Below are 18,818 nucleotides of genomic sequence, written 5' to 3' on the forward strand. Positions count from 1 at the left end.
TGCGCTCCCGAGCCGTCGAGACCGGCGAAACGCCTAGCGTTGCCGGCTCATCGATTCGACAATGGAGGCATGGGATTGACCGAGCCACAGATCTGGGTGCTGATAGCGGTCTTCAGCACGGTCACGGTCGGGCTCGTCACGATCGTGTCGACGACGTTCACGCGTTCGCTCGAGCGCGGTTTCGATGCCATGGGGTCGCGCATCGATGCGACGGTCGAGCGGATCGACGCCATGGGCGAGCGGATCGACGCCATGGGCGAGCGGATCGACGGTCTCCGCGTCGAGATGAACGTGCGGTTCGAGGGGCTGGAGCGGCGCATGGACGGGTTCGAGCGGGAACTCGGGAAAATCGACCGACGGCTCGAGAAGACGGAGGCAAAGATCGATTCGCTCGACCGCGACGTCCAGGCGCTCACCCGCAAGGTCTTCGGCACCGATCCGCTCTGATCGGACGGCACGTTCGCCGCGTCGTTTAGAATTGCGTGTGCCTTCCGAGTCTGATTTCCCCGCCTCCGATCCCGCGACGCCGGCGATCGACCCCGCCGACCTCGCCGTCACCCTCCGGGTGCTGGAGAGCATGGCGGCGATCGACGAGGAACACCCCGACTTCGTCACGGTGCGCCGGGCGACCGCGAAGATGTTCAAGTCGGTCAAGAAGGAGCGCCGCCTCGAGAAGCGCGCCACCGTCGCCGACGCCGACCGCGCCGTGGTCGCGGCGACCGCGACCGGTGCCCCCGATCGCATCGACGACGAGACCCGCGGCGTGCCGATCTCGACCAGCACCACCGCGCCCACCGCCGGAACCCTGATCAAGCCGCGCAACTGCTACATCTGCAAGCAGTCGTACACGCAGGTCGACGCGTTCTACCACCAGCTCTGCCCCGACTGCGCGGCGATGAGCCACGCCAAGCGCGACGCCAGCACCGACCTCACCGGCAAGCGCGCGCTGCTCACCGGCGGCCGCGCCAAGATCGGTATGTACATCGCCCTGCGGCTGCTGCGCGACGGCGCGCACACCACGATCACGACCCGGTTCCCACGCGACGCCGTGCGTCGCTTCACCTCGCTGCCGGACTCGTCGGAGTGGATCCACCGGCTCCGCGTCGTCGGCATCGACCTGCGCGACCCCGCCCAGGTGATCGGTTTGGCCGATTCTGTCGCGGAGCAGGGTCCCCTCGACATCCTGATCAACAACGCCACGCAGACGGTTCGCCGGTCGCCCGGCGCCTACCAGCCGCTCGTCGACGGGGAGCTCGCGCCGCTGCCCGACGGTCCGCTGCCCGAGCTGGTGACGTTCGGCCACACGAACGACCCGCACCCGCAGGCGCTCGCCCAGTCGGTGTCGGCGCACCCGATCCTCGCCGCCGCGGCGGCCAAGGCCGAGCAGCTCACCGAGCAGGCGATGAGCGCGGGTTCGTCGTCCCTCGAGCGCCTCGCCGCCGGCACCGCGATCGACGCGGGCGGCCTGCTGCCCGACCTGCACGACGCCAACTCGTGGACGCAGCACGTCGACGAGGTCGACCCGCTCGAGATGCTCGAGGTGCAGCTGGCCAACACGACGGCGCCGTTCATCCTCATCTCGAAGCTGCGCCCGTCGATGGCGTCCTCCCCCGCGCGTCGCAAGTACATCGTCAACGTCTCGGCGATGGAGGGCGTGTTCGGACGCGGCTACAAGGGCCCCGGCCATCCGCACACCAACATGGCGAAGGCCGCCGTCAACATGCTCACGCGCACGAGTTCGCGTGAGATGCTCGAGACCGACGGCATCCTGATGACCAGCGTCGACACCGGCTGGATCACCGACGAGCGACCGCACCCCACCAAGGTGCGCTTGGCCGAGGAGGGCTTCCACGCGCCGCTCGACCTGGTCGACGGCGCCGCCCGGGTGTACGACCCGGTGGTGCGCGGCGAGGCCGGCGAAGACCTGTTCGGGGTCTTCCTCAAGGACTACAAGCCGAGCTCGTGGTGAACCCGGTCGAGTTCCTGAAGGCGGCGGGCGACGGCACGCGCGTCGTCATCCGCTACGCGCTGCACGACGATCCAGCGGGGTCGGCGACGGACGCGCTCGGCTACCTCTCCGGCACCGACGAGACGCACTGCGTGATCGCGACCGTGCGCGGGCTGACGACGATCGCCTTCGCCGACGTGATCGCCGCCAAGGAGGTCCCGCCGCCGCCCGCACCGCGGCCGCGCTGACGCGCGCCGCCGGTCCGACACCGCCCGACCGGGTCTCCGGAATACCGGACGCCGTGCCGGAGTTCTAAACTCCATACATCTGCATTGATTAGTCAGGAGACCACCATGGCCGACATCGAACTCGGACTCGACACATTCGGAGACGTCACCCACGACGCCGCGGGGGTCCCGCTGCCGCACGCGCAGGTGCTGCGCAACCTCGTCGAGCAGGGTGTGCTCGCCGACCAGGTCGGTATCGACTTCATCGGCATCGGCGAACACCACCGCGAGGACTTCGCCGTCTCCGCCCCCGAGGTCGTGCTCGCCGCGATCGCCGCCCGCACCGAGCGCATCCGCCTCGGCTCCGCGGTGACGGTCCTGAGCTCCGACGACCCGATCCGGGTCTTCCAGCGCTTCGCCACCCTCGACGGCATCTCCGACGGCCGCGCGGAGGTCATCCTCGGCCGCGGCTCGTTCACCGAGTCCTTCCCGCTGTTCGGCTTCGACCTCTCCCAGTACGAAGAGCTCTTCGACGAGAAGCTCGACCTGTTCGCCCACGTGCGCGAGCAGGAACCGGTCACCTGGGCCGGCAGCACCCGCCCGGCCCTGAACAACCAGTCCGTCTTCCCGCCCGTCGAGCACGGCAAGCTGAAGACGTGGGTCGGCGTCGGCGGCAGCCCCGAGTCCGTCATCCGCGCCGCACGCTACGGCCTGCCGCTCATGCTCGCGATCATCGGCGGCGAACCGCTGCGCTTCGCCCCGCTCGTCGACCTGTACCACCGTGCGCTCGAGCAGCTCGAACAGCCCACCCAGCCGATCGGCGAGCACTCCCCCGGCCACGTCGCCGAGACCGACGAGCAGGCCCGTGAGGAACTCTGGCCGCACTACCAGGCTCTGATGGCGCGCATCGGCGCCGAACGTGGCTGGCCGCCCATGTCGCGCGCACAGTTCGACGCCGCCGCGAGCCCCGAGGGCGCGCTGTTCGTCGGCTCGCCCGAGACAGTCGCCACCAAGATCGCCTACGCCGCGAAGGGCCTCGGTCTCTCGCGCTTCGATCTGAAGTACGGCAACGGCGGACTCAGCCACGACAAGCTGATGAAGAGCATCGAGCTGTACGGCACGCAGGTCATCCCGCGGGTGCGCGAGCTGCTCGCGTAACCGGCGACACCGGCCCATCCCTTCGGGGTGATGGCCCCACACGGCAGCCCGAGCACCCTGTGGGGTCATGGGCCTATGGAGACGGAGACAGAACCGGCGGCCGGCCCCGGCCCCGGTGCCGACGCCCGCACCGGCGATGCCCCGCGGCACTGCCATCCTGCTCGGTCTCGCCGGCGCCGCGGTCGTCGCCGCCGGCATCGCGAGCGTGCGGTCGATCGCCGCGCCGGTCGTGCTCTCGCTGGTACTGACGATCTGCGCCTACCCGGTGCGGCGGGCCCTCGAGCAGCGCGGTGTGCCACGCGGGCTCGCCACCGGAGTCGTCGTCACCGTGGTGTTCGGCGCCCTCGCCGCCTTCGTCTCCGCGCTGGTGATCGCACTCGCCCAGTTCGCCACGCTGCTGCCCGAGTTCTCCGAGCAGATCGCCGCGCTCGGCGAGACGATCGGCGCCTGGCTGACGTCGATCGGGATCGGCCCGGGGCAGGTGCGCGCGATCATCGAGGGATTCGACCCGGCACGCCTGGTCGACGTGGTCGCCGGGCTTTTCGGCGGCGTCACGAGCCTCACCGCGAGCCTGGTCGTGGTGCTCACGACGCTCATCCTCATGGCGGTCGACGCCAGCTACCTGCGCGCCATCTTCGCCGAGCTACGCCCGCAGCGCCCGCGCGTCGTCACCTCGCTCGAGAGTCTGGCCAGCGGCATCCGTCGATACATGGTGGCGACCACGGTCCTCGGGATCGCCCAGGGCGGACTGAACGCGATCGCCCTCGCCCTGCTGGGCGTGCCGGGGGCGCTGCTGTGGGGGCTGCTCGCGTTCCTCTGCAGCTTCATCCCGAACGTGGGCTACTTCATCGCGATCATCCCGCCGGTGGTGTTCGGTTTCCTCGTCGGCGGCTGGCAGGTCGGAGTGCCGGTGATCGTCGTCTACGCGGTCATCAACGCGGTCGTGCAGACCGGCATCCAGCCGCGCGTCGTCGGCAACGCCGTGGCGCTCAGCCAGACGATCACCTTCGTCTCCGTGCTGTTCTGGGCGCTCATCCTCGGGCCGATCGGCGCGGTCCTCGCGATCCCGCTCACCCTAATGGTGCGCTTCCTGCTCATCGACACCGACCCGACCGCCGGGTGGTGGCGGCCGGTCATCGGCGACCTGACCCGCACGAAGGTGCTGATGAGCCAGCTCGACGCCGAGCGCAAGGCCGAGCGACGCGCGAAGAAGAGCCGCTCAGCCGACGAGCGCTGACAGCGCCTTCTGCAGCTGCATCGCGCCGATCAGCACGAGCAGCGCCGCGTTGAGCACGTTGGTGTGGCCGGCGATCCAGGTGCGGATGCGCTCCAAGAACGGATCCGCCTTCGCGCCGGCGACGAGCGTGTAGACCACCGGGATCGCGATCGGCGCGACGCCGACCACGGCGAAGACCACGAGCAGCCAGCCGCCGCCCACGTCGGCGATCCGCACGTCCAGCGCGGCGAGCACGGCACACGAGAGGTCCACCGGGTTGAGGATGAAGATGCCGAGACCCAGCAGCCCGCAGCGCACCGGGGTGAACTCGTCGACCGCCCGCAGCCAGCCGGGCAGCTGCGGGGCCGCAGCAACCACGTCGGAGACGCTCGCCGCGGCGGCCATTTTCCGCACCCGGTCACGGCCCCTCCGGTAGACGAAGACCGCGCTGACCAACAGCACGAGCGCCAGCAGCAACCGCACCAGCGCCACCCAGAGCGGCGGCGTCGCCCGCTCGTGCAGCTCGAGCGACCCGAACACGAGGTAGCTCACGGCGAGTGCCGCGGAGATCGCGACGATCCACCCGATGAGGAACGCGACACCGTTCGCCCGGGCCCGACGCGACACCAGCACGGCCACGAGCGCCATGATCGCCAGCGGGCTCATCACGATGCCCAGTGCCAGCGGCACCAGAGAGACGATCAACTCACCCATCGCGCGCCCTCCCTTGCTCGGCCAGCGTTCCCCACCACTCGGTCCGACGCGCGAGCGCGAGCGCGTCGCCCTCGAGACCGGCGACCTCGAGCCGAACACCCCGCTGCGCCAGCTCGTGGTCGTACCCGGCGAGCGCGTCGAGGACCGTGACCGAGGTCGCCTTGAGAACCGAGACGTCGAGATGCAGGGTGTGGATGTCGCCCGCCGACGCCAGGGCGTCCTCGACCGCGCGCTGGGTGGCGAACACGTTCGCCGTGTACAGCGGCACATCGAGTCGCACCGGCAGAACGCCTCCCTGCGCCGGCCCGACGGTGATGCGCGGCTGGTTGAGCCCGTGCAGCACGAGGCCCAGGGTGAACAGCACTCCCGCGGCCACGGCGGCGAGCAGACCGGCGGAGAGTCCGATCAGGGCGGCGGCGACGGCGACCCAGAACTCGATGCGGCTGAGACGGGCCAGCCGCACCAGCCCCCTCACGTCGATGAGCCCGACCACGGCGACGAGCACCATGGACGCGAGCACCGCCTGCGGCAGGTCGTCGAGCACCGGGGCGAGGAAGAGCGCGACGAGCACGGCGAGCGCCGCCGTGACGATGGACGCCAGTTGCGACCGAGCGCCCGCGCGCTGGTTGACGGCACTCTGCGAGAACCCGCCCGCCGCTGGCAGGGTGTGGAAGAACGCGCCGACGAGGTTCGCGGCCCCGGTGGCGAACAGTTCCCGGTTGCTGTCGACCTGGGGTTCGCTGGCCAGCCGGATGCCGCGGGCGACCGAGGCCGATTCGAGGAAGGCCATGACCGCGATGGCGAGCGCTCCCGGTATCAGGACCCCGACATCCGTCAGCGACGGGATCCCGGGCAAGGGCAGACCGGTGGGCACCGGCTCGATGACCCGGACGCCCGCGTCGGCGATACCGGTCAGCGCGACGAGCAGGATGCCGCCGACCACCACGACCAATTGCGCGGGTACCCGCGGCGCCAGCTGCCGCAGCGCCACCAACACGACGATAGACCCGGCCGACAGGAGGGCGGTGGCGAGGTTCGCCTCCGGTACAGACTCGAGGGTCGCCGCGAGAGTACGCACGAACCCGTGGCCGGTCACCTCGACGTCGACCCCCAGCAGCTTGGGCACCTGCCCGAGGGCGACGGTCGCCCCCAGCCCCACCTTGAGCCCGATGAGCGTGGGCTCGTTGATGTTCTCGACCAGTGCCCCGAGCCGGAACACCCGCGCCAGCACCAGGATCACCCCGACGAGCAGGGTGAGGGTGGCGAGGTCGCGCGCCTGGTCCTCGGCCGACGCCGCCACCCCGGCGGACACCAGCGTCGTCGCGGTCAGGGTCGCGATTGTCGACGTGGTCGACACGCTCATCGCGCGCGAGCCGCCGAGCAAGGCGTAGACCACCATCGGCGTGATGCAGGTGTACAGGCCGGCCTGCACCGGCAGGTCGGCGATCGTGGCGTACGCCATCGCCTGCGGGATGACCACCGCCCCCGCGGAGAGCCCCGCCACGATGTCGGCGGACAACCAGCGGCGCCGGTACCCCCGCAGGGTGGGCGCCAGCCAGCCGGAGGGCTCAGAAACTCGCAATGCCCTTGCCGATCATCACGACGCCGATCACGAGCAGCAGCACGCCCATCACTGTCGCGTTGTTCTGGACGAGCCAGACCCGCAGACTCTCGAGCGGGGCCGTCAGGCGGGCGGATGCCGCGAGGTAGCCGATCACGGGAATGGCCACGGTCGACGCCGCCAGCACCACGAAAACCGCGACCGCGACGGTCGCTTCGCCGGCGCCGAGCGACGCGCCGCCGATCGCCACCCCGGCCCCGACCGCCATGAGCAGGTTCTTCGGGTTGACCGCGGAGAGCAGGAAACCGAGCCCTAGACCGCGGCCCGGTGTCATCGAGTCGACGGCGCCCATCCACTTCGGCGTGGGTGCCGCCTCCCCCGGCTTCGGGCGCGACCGCCACTGGCGCAGGGCGAGCAACAGCAGGGCCACGCCGAGCAAGAGCTTGATGACTCCCCGTACCGGCTCCGTCTCGTCGGGGTCGCTCGCGGGGATCAGGCTCGACAGCAACGCGAACACGACGACGGCGACGAAGATGCCGGCCACCCACCCGACCAGGAAGGCCACACCGGTCGACCGCGCGCGCGGCGACAGCAGCATGAGGATCGCCGCGATGACGGGGATGGGGCTCACGGCGACGCCGACGGCGAGCGGCAGTACGTCCCCGATTACCTCGCCCATGCGGCACCCTCCTCTGAGCCAGACCGTAGCGACGCCGCACCCGCGGCGGCTCGCCTGTCAGGGGTGAGGACGTGTCCCGCCCCGCCCGCTGACACTGGCTGCCATGCCAGACACGACGACCGCCGTCCCCGTGACCACGCGGCGGCTGCCGGCCGCCCCGGTCACATCCGGGCCCGATGGACTCACTCCGCAGCGCGAACTGCCCGGCGGCACGTTCGCTATGGGGTCCGAGGCCTTCTACGCCGACGAGGGTCCCGTGCACGAGGCGACCGTCGGGCCGTTCGCCATCGACGAGCACCCGGTGACGACGCGGCAGTTCGCCCGGTTCGTCGACGCCACCGGGTACGTGACCACGGCCGAACGCGAACTGCCCGCGGACGATTTCCCGGAACTGTCCGCCGCCGAGCGCGCTCCCGGCGCCCTGACGTTCCGGGCGACCGCGGGCCCCGTTCCCCTCGCCGACTGGCGGGCCTGGTGGGACTGGGCGCCCGGAGCCGACTGGCGCCGGCCCTACGGGGTGGACGTCGACCCCGACACCCTGGCCGACCACCCCGTCGTGCAGGTCTCCTTCGAGGATGCCGCGGCCTACGCCGACTGGACCGGCCGACGCCTGCCCACCGAGGCCGAGTGGGAATACGCGGCGCGGGGCGGCCTCGACGGCGCGACCTACGCCTGGGGCGAGGACCCGCGTCCCGGCGGCATCCTGATGGCCAACAGCTGGCAGGGCGCTTTCCCGTACCGCAACGACGGGGCCGACGGGTGGCGGGGCACGTCGCCGGTCGGGAGCTTCCCGCGCAACGGCTTCGGGCTCTCCGACATGATCGGCAACGTCTGGGAGTGGACGACAACCGTCTACGCGCCGCGGCACTCCGGTCTCGACGAATGCTGCGTGGTGGGCGGGACGGGTCCCGTGCGTCGCGCGCTCAAGGGAGGCTCGCACCTGTGTGCGCCGGAGTACTGCCTGCGCTACCGCCCGGCGGCGCGGTCCCCGCAGTCCGACGACACGTCGACGACGCACATCGGTTTCCGCTGTGTGAGCTGACTGCACCTACCCCCGCCGCGCCAACGCCTCGAGCGCCTGCCGGTTCGTGCCGAACACCTCGACGCCCGCCCCCAGCCCGAAGTCGTGCAGCACGGCGGCGAAGTCCGGCCGCACCCTGCTGAAGTGCAGCGTCACCCTCTGCTCGCGCAGCCACGCCGCCGTCTCGCGGAACGCGGCGGCTCCCGTCACGTCGATGTCGGTCATCGCCTCGCAGTCGAGCACGAGGTGCCGCAACCCCAGGGGCTGCCCGCCCGCGACCGCCTTGCGGATCGCGTCGTCGAACACCGACGCGTTGGCGAAGAACAGCGGCGCCGCGAACCGCACCACGACCACCCCGGGCGCGGTCAGGAATTCCCCCGGCGAGAGCGGCAGCAGCGAGCCGTTCGGCAGGTCGCTGCTGCTGAGCAGGTCCACCGGCGGCCGGGACGCGCGCATCGCGAGGTTGATCAACGACAACACGAAGGCGAGCACGATGCCGGTGATCGGCCCGAGCAACAGAGCGCCGAGAAAACACACCGCCCCGACCCAGAACTCGAACGGACGCACCCGCCACAGCGCGGCGAGCTCGCGGAACCCCAACAACGGCAGGATGGCGATCGTCACGATCGCCCCGATGGCCGGGGACGGGATGTCGGCGAGCAGACCGGTCCCGAAGATCAACAGCAGCAGCGTGCCGACGGCCGCCACGATCGACGGCAGCTGCGTGCGCGAACCGAGCTGGTCCACGGCGGCCGTGCGCGACGTGGACGATCCGATGGTGAAGCCGCCGGTCAGCCCCGAGGCGAGGTTGGCGACTCCGAACGCCGCGAGGTCCCGGTTCGGGCTCGTGCTGTAGCCGCGCTTCTGCCCGTAGCTGCGGGAGACCAGCAGCCCCTCCGCCATCGCGACGAGGGTGAGGGCCACGGCCGACGGCACGAGCGCCCCCCACTGTCCCCACGACAGTGACGGCCAGGTGAGGACCGGCGCTCCCGCCTGGACGGGGCCGAGTACCCCGACGCCGTCGTCCTCGAGCGACGCCGCCACGGTCACCACGGTGGCGAGCACGAGCACCACGAGCGCCCACGGCACCTGCCGAGCGAGTCTCCGTCCGGCGACGAGCACCACCACCGAGCCCACGGCGAGCGCGAGCGACCACGGGTTCGTGGTTCCCAGCCCGGTCACCAGCTGGCCGATCTTCGTGACGAACTCCGCCCCGCTGTCGATCGACACCCCGAGCATCTTGGCGATCTGGCTGACCAGGATGTCGAGTGCGAGCCCGCCCACGAAACCGACGAGGATCGGCTCGGAGAGGAAGTTGGCGAGGAACCCCAGCTTGAGCACGGCGCAGACGAGGAACAGCACCCCGCCGATCAGGGCCTGGGCGAGCGCCATGGTGAGGTAGTCGTCGCTTCCGGCGGCCGCGAGACCGCCGAGCGACGACGCTACGAGGGCGGCGGCCGCGGCATCCGGCGACACGACCAACTGCCGGCTCGACGCGAGCAGGGCGAACGCGACCATCGGCAGCACCAGCGAATAGAGGCCGGCGGTGGGCGGCAGCCCGGCGATCTGGGCGTACCCGATGTTGAGCGGCACGGCGATCGCGAGCAGCGTCACCCCGGACGCCGACTCGCGCAGCAGGTTGCCCCTGGTCAGTCCGGGAAGAACGCGCATGCCCCATTCGCCCCCGCGACGGCAGGGACTCTCTTCACCCCGACGGTGCGATGGATGCCGCGGCGGGCAGCCCTAGCGTCGGGGCGGTGAACCTCGCCGACCTCTTCGCCCCGACCTCGATCAGCGCGTGGGACGCGGTGCTGGCACTCGTCATCGTGGTGGCGGGGTGGATCGTCTCGAGCCTTGCGAAGCGCGGCACGCTGACCCTGATGCACCGGGTGAAGGGGCTGGGCGAGTCCGTCGCCGTGCTCGTCGCGCGCGTCGTGCGGTACGGCCTGCTGCTGTTGACCGTCGGTATCGCGCTCACCGTGCTCGGGGCACCGCTGCAGCCGGTGCTCGCGGCGGTGATCATCGTCGCGGCCGTCGCCTACCTGGCACTGCGCGGCATCGCCACGAACTTCGGCGCCGGTCTCGTGATCCAGGCCCGACGCCTCGTGCAGCTCGGCGACGAGATCAGCGTGCTCGGGTTCTCCGGGGTCGTCACCGACCTCAACGGCCGGTCCGTCATCCTGCACACGGTCGACGGCCGCGTCGTGCACATCCCGAACGCGTCGCTGCTCGACACCCCCGTGATCAGCAACAGCGGCGCTCAGCCGCACCGTAGCGAGATCGAGGTGCGCGCCCGCACTGCGGCACCGTACGCCGACGTGCGGCGCACGGTCGTGGATGCTGTGCGGTCGACCCCGCACGTGCGCGACGAACCGGCGGCGACCGCGCTGGTCGTGAGCCGGTCGCCCGAGACGCTGACGCTCCGGGTGCGCTTCTGGCACGACGCCCACCACCACGGCGCCATCCGGTCGGCGGCGGTGTGCGCAGTGCTCGACGCGTTCGACGCCGCCGGCACCGAGGTCGTCGTCAGCTCGGACGTGCCGCCCGCGCCGCTGACCCCGGCGGGGCCGTTCTGAGGCTTCCGCTGTCACCTCGCTTGGGTGATGGGTGTGCGGCAATGCTCGCCGACAATTCTGCGGACGATACGTGTGAATGGAGGACAGCCGTGGGGCCCGTCGAAGTCGTGGTGATCTCGTTCCCCGACGGGCGGCCGATGTCGGCGATCGTGCCGCTGCTGGCCGAGCTCACCGCGGGCGGAGCCATCCGCATCGCCGATGCCGTCATCGCGAGGAAGGGCCCCGGCGACGACGTGATGGTGACCGACATCGAAGACGACATCATGCCCCTGTGGTCGTCGCTCAACCCGTCGCCGCGTCCGCTGCTGAGCGGATCGGACGCGGCGCTGGTCGCGGGCGGTCTGGATCCGTCGTCTTCGGCTCTCGTCCTCGCGATCGAGCAGGTCTGGGCCGAGTCGCTCGAGCGCGTGGCGGCGGACAGCGGCGGACAGCTCGAACTCCACGTCCGGGTCGGCGCCGACGTGGCGAACGCCGCCGCCCTGGTGGACAGCTGACGGGAAGCGCTATGCCCCTGTTCCGGCGTTTCGGCCGCCCCGGCCTTCTCGACACCGTCATCCCGACTGACGTCATCGGCGGCACCGCGACGATGACCGCCCAGGCGTTGTCCCGGGGAACGGGCGCCGGGTCCCGGGTCATGAACGCCCCGTCCGGGACACACGACCAGACGGGCCGCCCGCGTCTCCCGCAGACCGGCGAGACCGTCACCTCCCAGCTGTCCACCCTCACGTCGCTCCGCCAGGCCGGCGCGATCAGCGATGAGGAGTTCGCCGCGGCAAAAAGACGCGTGCTCGCGTCATGACCCGTCATCCCGCGGGTGTGCCGCGGCAGAGAGACGACTGCTCCCGTCATTACCCGGTCACCCCGCGAACTCGCCGCGGCAGAGACCCGGACAGCCCCGTCACCCCGCCGGGGTGACCGTCGCCCGTTTCGGGTGAGGGACCGTCACACCCTTCCCCTCCCCCGTGCGGCGGTCCTATTCTCGGTGCCATGGCGGCGGGGAGCGGCACAACACGGATTCGGCACACACCTGGGAACAAAATCAGGCCGCCGACCGGACTCGCCCGTCTCGTCGACCGTCCCCGGCTGATCGACGCGCTCACCGCCGGCCTCACCGCACCGGGCCAGACCTTCATGCTGGTGTCCGCGCCCGCCGGCTACGGCAAGACGGCGCTGGTCAGCCAGTGGGCCGCACGCGCGACCGCCGACCGCGTCACGACAGCGTGGTGCACGCTCGACGCCGACGACCGCGATCCGTGCGTGTTCTGGGAGTCCGCCCTCGCCGCGGCGACGCGCGCCGCGGAGGGGACCGCCGAGGAATCCGCCCTACGCGAGCTCGAATCGAGCATGGAGCCGCGGCTGCACAGCGACTTCCTCGCCGGCTTCACGCGATCACTGGAGCGGCTCGGCGACCGGGTCGCCCTCGTCTTCGACGACACGCACGTGCTGGAAGGGTCACCCTCCGAGGACGAGTTCGTCCGGCTGCTGCGGCTCGTACCGCCCAACGTCTACGTGGTCGTCGTGACCCGGTCCACCCTGCTCGACCAGCGCACCCGGCTGACCAACCGGCTGCGCGAGCTGACCGCAGACTCGCTGTCCTTCACCCGCGCGGAGACCGACGAGCTGTTCGACGACGCGCGCCTCGACGGCGACCGGATGGAATCGCTGTTCGCCTCCACAGAGGGTTGGCCCGCCGCCCTCAGCCTCGCGCGCCTCTCGGTGGAGCGCACGGAGCCCACACCGCTCGACGAGCGCCTCGGACCGCTCGACCCGCGCGTGCTCTACGACTACCTGCAGCAGGAGGTCTACGGCGACCTGTGCCCGACCGACCAGGCCACCGTCCTCGCGGCGGCCGTCTGCCCGCTGATCACCGCCGACCTCGCCGACGCGGTCTGCGGCACGCACGACAGCGCCGCGTCCCTGCGGCGTCTCGCGCGCAGCAACCCCATGCTGCACCGGGTGTCGACCGACCGGGTCGGGCGCACCTGGTACCGCACCCTGCCCCTGTTCGCCGCTTTCCTGCGCGAGAAGGCCGCCGAGCTCCCCGACGACTCCCTGCAGGCGATGGTCGAACGCGCTGTGGAGTGGCACTCCGAACACGGCGACCCGCTGATCGCCGTGGGTCTCGCGCTCGACGCCGAAGATTCGGATCTCGTCGACCGCGTCATCCGCCGCACGGGGTATCGGTTGGTGGGAGACGGCTACGCGACGGACTTGCTCGCCCTGGTCGCCTCGTCGAGCGGCAGTTCCGTCGGCGGACCGTTCTCCAACCTCGTGCTGGCGTGGGCGTCGAGCGTCACCGGCGACCTGGGGCGGGCGGATGACGCGGTCGCACGCGCGCGTCCGGCGGGCCTGAGCGTCGACGACCTCTTCGAATGGGACTGGCTGCTCTACCTCGTGCAGGTGCACATCGCCCTCGCGCGCGGCGAACGCATCGACGGCCTGTCGTCCGGCTGGGCGGACGACACCCTGCTGGGCCTGCCCGACCCGTTGCGCATCGCCGTGCACCTGGCCCGGGGCCTCGCCGAGACGCGCGTCGGCGTGTTCGCGCGTGCCCGCGAGGAGCTCGACGCCTCCCGCGCCATCGCCGAGAACCTCGGCGACCACCGCGCGCAGGCGATGAGCGCGGTCGGACTCGCCGTGACGGCTCTGGCCTCGTCCGACCTGCGGGGGTCGCTCCGTCACGCGGAGACCGCGATCGCGGCGGCACGTCGCTCCCCCAGCCAGAACACCACGGAGGCGCTCGCGATCGCCCACATCCTCGCAGGCTGGAGCGACTACCAGCTGCTCGACGTGACCGCGGCGAACGAGCACGCGACGGACGCCGCCCGCCTCACCGCCGGACAACCCACCGACCAGTTCTCGCTGGAGGCGCGGCACACCCTGATCGGTGTGACCTTCGACTCGCTGCCCGACAAACGCCGCGCGGCACAGGAGTACGCGACGAACTGGCCGCCGCACTACGTGCTGAACGCGCCGACGTCGGTCGTCGTGTCGTCGTTGCAGTTGGGGATCCGGATGTCGCTCACGCTCGGCGAGCACCGCTGGAGCGAACGGCTGCTCGACCGGGCGCGCCACCTGATCGGCGAGGGACACGACTGGAACGTGGCGTACGCGCAGCTGCTGTACGCCACCGGACGCACGGCGGCTGCCCGCGGCATCCTGACCCCGCTCGTGCACGACGGGCACACGCCCCGTACCGCGGTGTCGGACGTGATCGGCTGGTCGCTCGAGGCGGTGCTCGAGCACGAGAGCGGCAACCCGTACCGGGCGCACTCGGCGATGTGCCGGGCGCTCGAACGGGCGGACGACACGGGATTCCTCGCGGAGATCGAGCGCCCCGGGGCCGCCACGGTGCGCGCGATCCTCGCCGCTGGCCTGCACCGCTTCGGCAGCGACGACGAGGCCGCGTTCGCGATCGTGGCCCGCGGCCGGGGTGCGTCGACGCAGTTCCCGTCGGGGCACCTGACGACCCGCGAACGCGAGTTGCTCGCCGAACTCCGCACGCTGCGCACGATCGGCGAGATCTCGGCGGACATGCTGCTCTCCATCAACACGGTGAAGACGCACATGCGGGGCATCTACCGCAAGCTCGGGGTCAATTCGCGTCGGAGCGCCGTGGCCGAGGCGGAACGTCTCGGGCTGATGTAGTCGCGCCACCCGGGTCACCCGGCCGAGGCGAGGTCGGCCGGCGCGGCTGAGGCGAGGGTGGTGGCGGCGCCCGACCCCCGGGCGCACAGAAGGAGGAGACCATGGCAAGCACGCTCACGGTGTGGAAATTCGACACCCCCGATGGCGCGGAAGAGGCCGAGCGCATCCTGCTCGACCTGCAGACGGAGAACATCATCACCGTCGACGACGCCGCGGTGGTGTCCTGGGCGCACGGCGCGAGGAAGCCGAAGACACGCCAGCTGAACACGACGGCCGGCGCGGGTGCGCTCGGCGGAAGTTTCTGGGGCCTCCTGTTCGGGCTCATCTTCTTCGTGCCGCTGCTCGGTGCGGCGATCGGCGCGGTCACCGGCGGTCTGGCCGGCGCGCTCACCGACGTGGGGATCGACGACGACTTCATCAAGCGGCTGCGCGACAAGGTGACGCCCGGCACCTCCGCACTGTTCGTGCTGACTGACGGAGAGGTAGTCGACCGGGTCGCGGACGCGTTCTCCGGCAAGCACATGGAGCTCATCGATACCAACCTCGGGCACGAGGAAGAGTCCAAGCTGCGGGAGGTGTTCGGGGCGTAACGCGGCGTTGCGACGCGCGGCGGTCCCGGGGCGGGCGGGCCCGGCCGCGTCATCCGCCGAATGGTAACGTGGGCGCACCCGTGCTTGAGTTTGGACCTAGGGGGCGCACCGGTGAAGCTTCTCTTCGATTGCAGGGCCGTGCGCTGGGGAACCCACGACGGGATCAGCCGGTATTCCGCCAATCTGGTGCGCGAGCTGTCGAAGCTCACCCCCGTGACGATGATCATCAACGACGAGCGGCAGCTGGACATGCTGCCCGACCTGCCGTGGATCAAGGCGCCGGCGATGACGAGTCCGAAAGACTCGCTGATGAGCCGCTACCTCAACAAGCACCACCCCGACGTCGTGTTCTCCCCCATGCAGACGATGGGTTCGCTCGGCCGCGACTACAAGCTCGTGCTCACGGTGCACGACCTGATCTACTACACGCACCGCACACCGCCGCGGAACCTGCCGCAGGCCGTGCGGGTGCTCTGGCGCCTGTACCACCTGGTCTGGTGGCCGCAGCGGATGCTGCTCAACCGCGCCGACGCCGTCGCTGCCGTGTCCCGCACGACGATGAAGCTCATCACGGACAAGAAGCTGACGACGAAACCGTTGATCCTCGCGCCGAACGCGAGTTCGCTCGACGCTGGCTCGCGCGATGGTGGCGAGGCCGCGCCGATCGTCCTGCCTCGCGGCAAGGACCTCGTCTACATGGGCTCGTTTATGCCCTACAAGAACGTCGAGACGCTGGTAGTCGCGGCGAACTCGTTGCCCGACTACCGGCTACATCTGATGAGCCCCGTCTCGGCGGAGACGCGCGCCCGGTTCGCCGAGCTCAACACGGCCGACAATCTGGTGTTCCACAACGGTGCGACGGACGCCGAGTACATCGAGCTGCTGCAGTCGTCGACCGCCCTCGTCACCGCGTCGCTCGACGAGGGCTTCGGCATCCCGCTGGTCGAGGCGATGGCGCTCGGTGTGCCCGTCGTGGTCAGCGACATCCCGATTTTCCACGAGATCGCGGGCGAGGCCGGCATTTTCTTCACGCCGACGGATGCGGCGGCGCTCGTCTCCGCGGTGCGCGAGCTCGAGGCGGCCGACGTGTGGAGCGCGCGCTCCGCAGCGTCCGTGGCGCAGGCCGGAGAGTGGAGCTGGGAGCGCTCGGCCGAGCAGCTCTGGGCCGGTCTGCAGGCCGTGGCCGAGTGACATGAGGCTGAACCCGTTCGCGTCCCGATCCGACGCGTCCCGTTTCCCCGAGTCCCGGGGCAAGTCGTCTGGTGCCGACTCTTCTTGTTCGGCTGCCGACGTCGTGACCGAGCGGGCGCGTGCCGCGCAGGCGAAGGAATCCGCCGACGGTCGCAAGGCAGCGAAACGCGCCGGTGCTGCAGCGCGGGCGTCGCAGCTGCGTACTCTCGCCGAGAACGAAGCGGATCTCGACCGGGCACTCGCCGCACTCGCCGGTTTCTCCCCCGAGGTCAGCGCCCAGCTGCTCGCCGAGCTCGACGGACCCGACCCGGTCACGCAGTACTCGGTCGCCGGACGAGCAGCCGGCTCGGTCTCGGGCCTTCCGGGGTGGCTGCGAGAACGCTGCCTGCAGCCGGACGCGGAGCGGCTCGTGCGCGACTGGCTGGTTTTCCGCGACCTCCTCGTGGCGCACAAGGAGTTCTCGATGGCGGAGAACCCGCTCCCGCAGGTGTACGAGGCGCTCGGCTACTCCGACGGGCAGAGTCTCGCCGTCGACGGGGTGGCGGCGCACGGCCGGGACGCGTGCGACCGGTTGCTCGGAGTGGCGTTCGCGCTGCGCACCGCCCAGCGCGCGCTCGTCACCCGGCGCATCGGAACGACGACCGGGTACGCGGCGTCGGACCAGTGGCGGACGTTCGACCTGACCAACCGGTTCCTGACCGCGGAACTGGCGCGGTGGGTGCTGGACGATGCGCCATCCGACCCCCTTATCGTGTCGGAGATCGTCGGCGGCCGGTTCAGCAGCGTCGAGACCGACCCGCTGGCCGGACGGCACTCGGGGATCTCGCCGAACGAGGTCGATGAAGCCCTCTTCGTCGCGGAACTGAAGCGCGGGCGCTAGTTCCGCGGTAGGTGGTCTTTCGCCCAGGCGGAGAGGGCGCGCATCGCCGGGAGGAACGCCACACCGCTCTCGGCGAGGCTGTACTCGACGGTCACCGGGGGTCCGTCGGTCACCGTGCGCTGCACGAGTCCGGTCGCGGCGAGTTCGGTGAGCCGCTCGGAGAGGACGGAATCGCTGATGCCGCCGACCGCCCGGCGGAGCTCGGCGAAACCGGCGGGACCGGAGCTGAGGGTGCCGAGGATGACGCCGTTCCAGCGTTTGCCGATGACATCGAAGGCACGGGAGAGTGCCGCGTCGCACATGCGGGGCTCGTGGGTGTCCGATGTCGTCGTTGCCATTCCTGAAGTCTAGCGTGCTAGGTTGATATGAGTTACTTCGTTTTTACTAGCGACTTCACAGAAGGAAGCACATGTCCGACCTCGCCCTCCACCTTCCCCAGCGACTCGACGACGAGGCCAGAGCACAGCTGTTCACCGACGCACGAACCGCCAACACGTTCGCCGAGACCCCGGTCACGGACGACGAGCTCAGCGAGATCTGGGAACTCGCGCGCTGGGCGCCGACCGCCGCCAACTTCCAGCCGTTGCGCGTCGTCTACGTGAAGACCCCGGAGGCCCGCGAGCGTCTCGCCGCGCTCATGAGCGAGGGTAACCGCGAGAAGACTCTGGCTGCGCCTGCTGTGGCGCTGCTCGCTTTCGACAGCCGTTTCCACGAGCACATCCCGACGATCGCGCCGTTCCGTGCGGGGATCGTGCCGACGCTCGAGGAGGACGAGGGCATGCGCACCGGTATGGCGAGCTTCAACTCGGCGATCCAGGCCGGCTACTTCGTACTCGCCGTCCGTTCGCTCGGTTTCGCCGCCGGTCCCATGGGTGGCTTCGACAAGGCCGGTGTCGACGCCGAGTTCTTCGCGGACGGTCGCCTGCACTCGACCCTCGTCGTGACGATCGGGCACCCGACCGAGAACTCCTACCGCGACCGCATGCCGCGTCTCGAGCACTCCGACGTCGTGCAGTGGGTCTAGGCCGGGGCTAAGAGACGTCGTGCAGTGGGTTTAGCCAAGAGCCAAGAGCCAAGAGCCAAGAGCCAAGAGCCAAGAGCCAAGAGCCAAGAGCCAAGAAAAGCAGGAATCTATCGATTCGTGTCGTCTTGCCGTCGTAAGGCTGGCGATGACGAGTCCGCTCGGTTGCGTTTATTCGACTGTTCCGAGGCTGAGTCCAGGTTGGCTCAGTCAGATTCGCTCATTCCGGGCTTACTGAGCCGGAGCTGGCTCTGTCGGCGCTGGCTCAGTCCGGGTGGCTCTGTCGGAGCGGACTCAGCCCGGGTAGCTCAGCCGGAGCGGACTCAGCCCAGGCGGCTCAGCCGCAGCGGACTCAGCCCGGGTAGCTCAGCCGGAGCGGACTCAGCCC

General features: G+C 70.5%; 19 protein-coding genes. 14 read left to right on the top strand and 5 right to left on the bottom strand.

The features are described from left to right. Positions 1-69 precede the first annotated feature (69 nt). From HD599_RS08985 to HD599_RS09005, 5 genes are all read left to right on the top strand, one after another. Complete coding sequence (locus HD599_RS08985) at positions 70-447, top strand: hypothetical protein (RefSeq protein WP_184236232.1); 378 nt, start codon at positions 70-72, stop codon at positions 445-447. Between the two features lie 37 nt (positions 448-484). Continuing rightward, complete coding sequence (locus tag HD599_RS08990; RefSeq protein ID WP_343061988.1) at positions 485-1,969, top strand: SDR family NAD(P)-dependent oxidoreductase; 1,485 nt, start codon at positions 485-487, stop codon at positions 1,967-1,969. Further along, positions 1,963-2,196 (top strand): putative acetyltransferase, encoded by a 234-nt coding sequence (locus HD599_RS08995; protein WP_184236235.1) that lies wholly within the window; start codon positions 1,963-1,965, stop codon positions 2,194-2,196. Before HD599_RS08990 ends, HD599_RS08995 begins: the two co-directional genes overlap by 7 nt. A gap of 105 nt (positions 2,197-2,301) precedes the next feature. After that, the gene (locus HD599_RS09000; RefSeq protein WP_184236238.1) at positions 2,302-3,333 is read left to right on the top strand and encodes an LLM class flavin-dependent oxidoreductase; all 1,032 of its coding nucleotides are present in this window, start codon (positions 2,302-2,304) and stop codon (positions 3,331-3,333) included. 136 nt (positions 3,334-3,469) lie between these two features. Further along, positions 3,470-4,570, top strand: coding sequence for an AI-2E family transporter (locus HD599_RS09005; protein WP_246376137.1), 1,101 nt, complete (start codon positions 3,470-3,472; stop codon positions 4,568-4,570). On the opposite strand, the gene HD599_RS09010 is transcribed toward HD599_RS09005, so the two are convergent. Genes HD599_RS09010 through HD599_RS09020 form a run of 3 tightly spaced genes read right to left on the bottom strand, consistent with a single transcriptional unit; the run spans position 4,553 to position 7,503 of the window. Next, positions 4,553-5,263: a GAP family protein gene (locus HD599_RS09010; RefSeq protein ID WP_184236244.1), complete on the bottom strand. Its 711-nt coding sequence runs from the start codon at positions 5,261-5,263 to the stop codon at positions 4,553-4,555. The two genes, HD599_RS09005 and HD599_RS09010, sit on opposite strands and share 18 nt — an antisense overlap. Next, positions 5,256-6,845 (bottom strand): SulP family inorganic anion transporter, encoded by a 1,590-nt coding sequence (locus HD599_RS09015; RefSeq protein ID WP_246376139.1) that lies wholly within the window; start codon positions 6,843-6,845, stop codon positions 5,256-5,258. The genes HD599_RS09010 and HD599_RS09015 overlap by 8 nt, the downstream gene beginning before the upstream one ends. Next, complete coding sequence (locus HD599_RS09020) at positions 6,832-7,503, bottom strand: GAP family protein (RefSeq protein ID WP_184236248.1); 672 nt, start codon at positions 7,501-7,503, stop codon at positions 6,832-6,834. The genes HD599_RS09015 and HD599_RS09020 overlap by 14 nt, the downstream gene beginning before the upstream one ends. Before the next feature lie 103 nt (positions 7,504-7,606). On the opposite strand from HD599_RS09020, the gene HD599_RS09025 reads away from it, so the two are divergent. Next, on the top strand, positions 7,607-8,545 hold the full coding sequence (locus HD599_RS09025) for a formylglycine-generating enzyme family protein (protein WP_184236251.1): 939 nt from the start codon (positions 7,607-7,609) through the stop codon (positions 8,543-8,545). 6 nt (positions 8,546-8,551) lie between these two features. Here the strand turns inward: HD599_RS09025 and HD599_RS09030 are convergent, their stop codons facing one another. After that, positions 8,552-10,195 (bottom strand): SulP family inorganic anion transporter, encoded by a 1,644-nt coding sequence (locus tag HD599_RS09030; RefSeq protein WP_184236255.1) that lies wholly within the window; start codon positions 10,193-10,195, stop codon positions 8,552-8,554. Positions 10,196-10,281: 86 nt separating this feature from the next. On the opposite strand from HD599_RS09030, the gene HD599_RS09035 reads away from it, so the two are divergent. From HD599_RS09035 to HD599_RS09065, 7 genes are all read left to right on the top strand, one after another. Continuing rightward, positions 10,282-11,100, top strand: a complete 819-nt coding sequence (locus HD599_RS09035) for a mechanosensitive ion channel domain-containing protein (protein WP_184236258.1) — start codon at positions 10,282-10,284, stop codon at positions 11,098-11,100. Between the two features lie 89 nt (positions 11,101-11,189). After that, positions 11,190-11,594, top strand: a complete 405-nt coding sequence (locus tag HD599_RS09040; RefSeq protein ID WP_184236261.1) for a DUF6325 family protein — start codon at positions 11,190-11,192, stop codon at positions 11,592-11,594. Between the two features lie 11 nt (positions 11,595-11,605). Next, positions 11,606-11,899, top strand: a complete 294-nt coding sequence (locus HD599_RS09045; protein ID WP_184236264.1) for an SHOCT domain-containing protein — start codon at positions 11,606-11,608, stop codon at positions 11,897-11,899. Between the two features lie 188 nt (positions 11,900-12,087). Then, entirely contained in the window at positions 12,088-14,748 is a 2,661-nt protein-coding gene (locus HD599_RS09050; protein WP_184236267.1) for a winged helix-turn-helix domain-containing protein, read from the top strand. A 101-nt stretch (positions 14,749-14,849) separates the two neighbouring features. Then, on the top strand, positions 14,850-15,338 hold the full coding sequence (locus tag HD599_RS09055; RefSeq protein WP_184236270.1) for a DUF1269 domain-containing protein: 489 nt from the start codon (positions 14,850-14,852) through the stop codon (positions 15,336-15,338). Positions 15,339-15,449: 111 nt separating this feature from the next. Next, positions 15,450-16,529, top strand: coding sequence for a glycosyltransferase (locus tag HD599_RS09060; RefSeq protein WP_184236274.1), 1,080 nt, complete (start codon positions 15,450-15,452; stop codon positions 16,527-16,529). A 1-nt stretch (position 16,530) separates the two neighbouring features. Next, positions 16,531-17,409 carry a hypothetical protein gene (locus HD599_RS09065; protein ID WP_184236277.1) on the top strand — a complete coding sequence of 293 codons (879 nt, stop codon included), beginning with the start codon at positions 16,531-16,533 and terminating at the stop codon, positions 17,407-17,409. Here the strand turns inward: HD599_RS09065 and HD599_RS09070 are convergent. Beyond that, positions 17,406-17,747, bottom strand: a complete 342-nt coding sequence (locus HD599_RS09070) for a winged helix-turn-helix transcriptional regulator (protein ID WP_184236280.1) — start codon at positions 17,745-17,747, stop codon at positions 17,406-17,408. The genes HD599_RS09065 and HD599_RS09070 overlap by 4 nt on opposite strands. A 71-nt stretch (positions 17,748-17,818) precedes the next feature. Between HD599_RS09070 and HD599_RS09075 the strand changes: the two genes are divergently transcribed. Continuing rightward, positions 17,819-18,433 carry a malonic semialdehyde reductase gene (locus HD599_RS09075; protein WP_184236283.1) on the top strand — a complete coding sequence of 205 codons (615 nt, stop codon included), beginning with the start codon at positions 17,819-17,821 and terminating at the stop codon, positions 18,431-18,433. The last annotated feature ends 385 nt before the right edge of the window (positions 18,434-18,818 follow it).

It is taken from the genome of Conyzicola lurida (genome assembly GCF_014204935.1).
Classification (GTDB): Bacteria; Actinomycetota; Actinomycetes; order Actinomycetales; family Microbacteriaceae; genus Conyzicola; species Conyzicola lurida.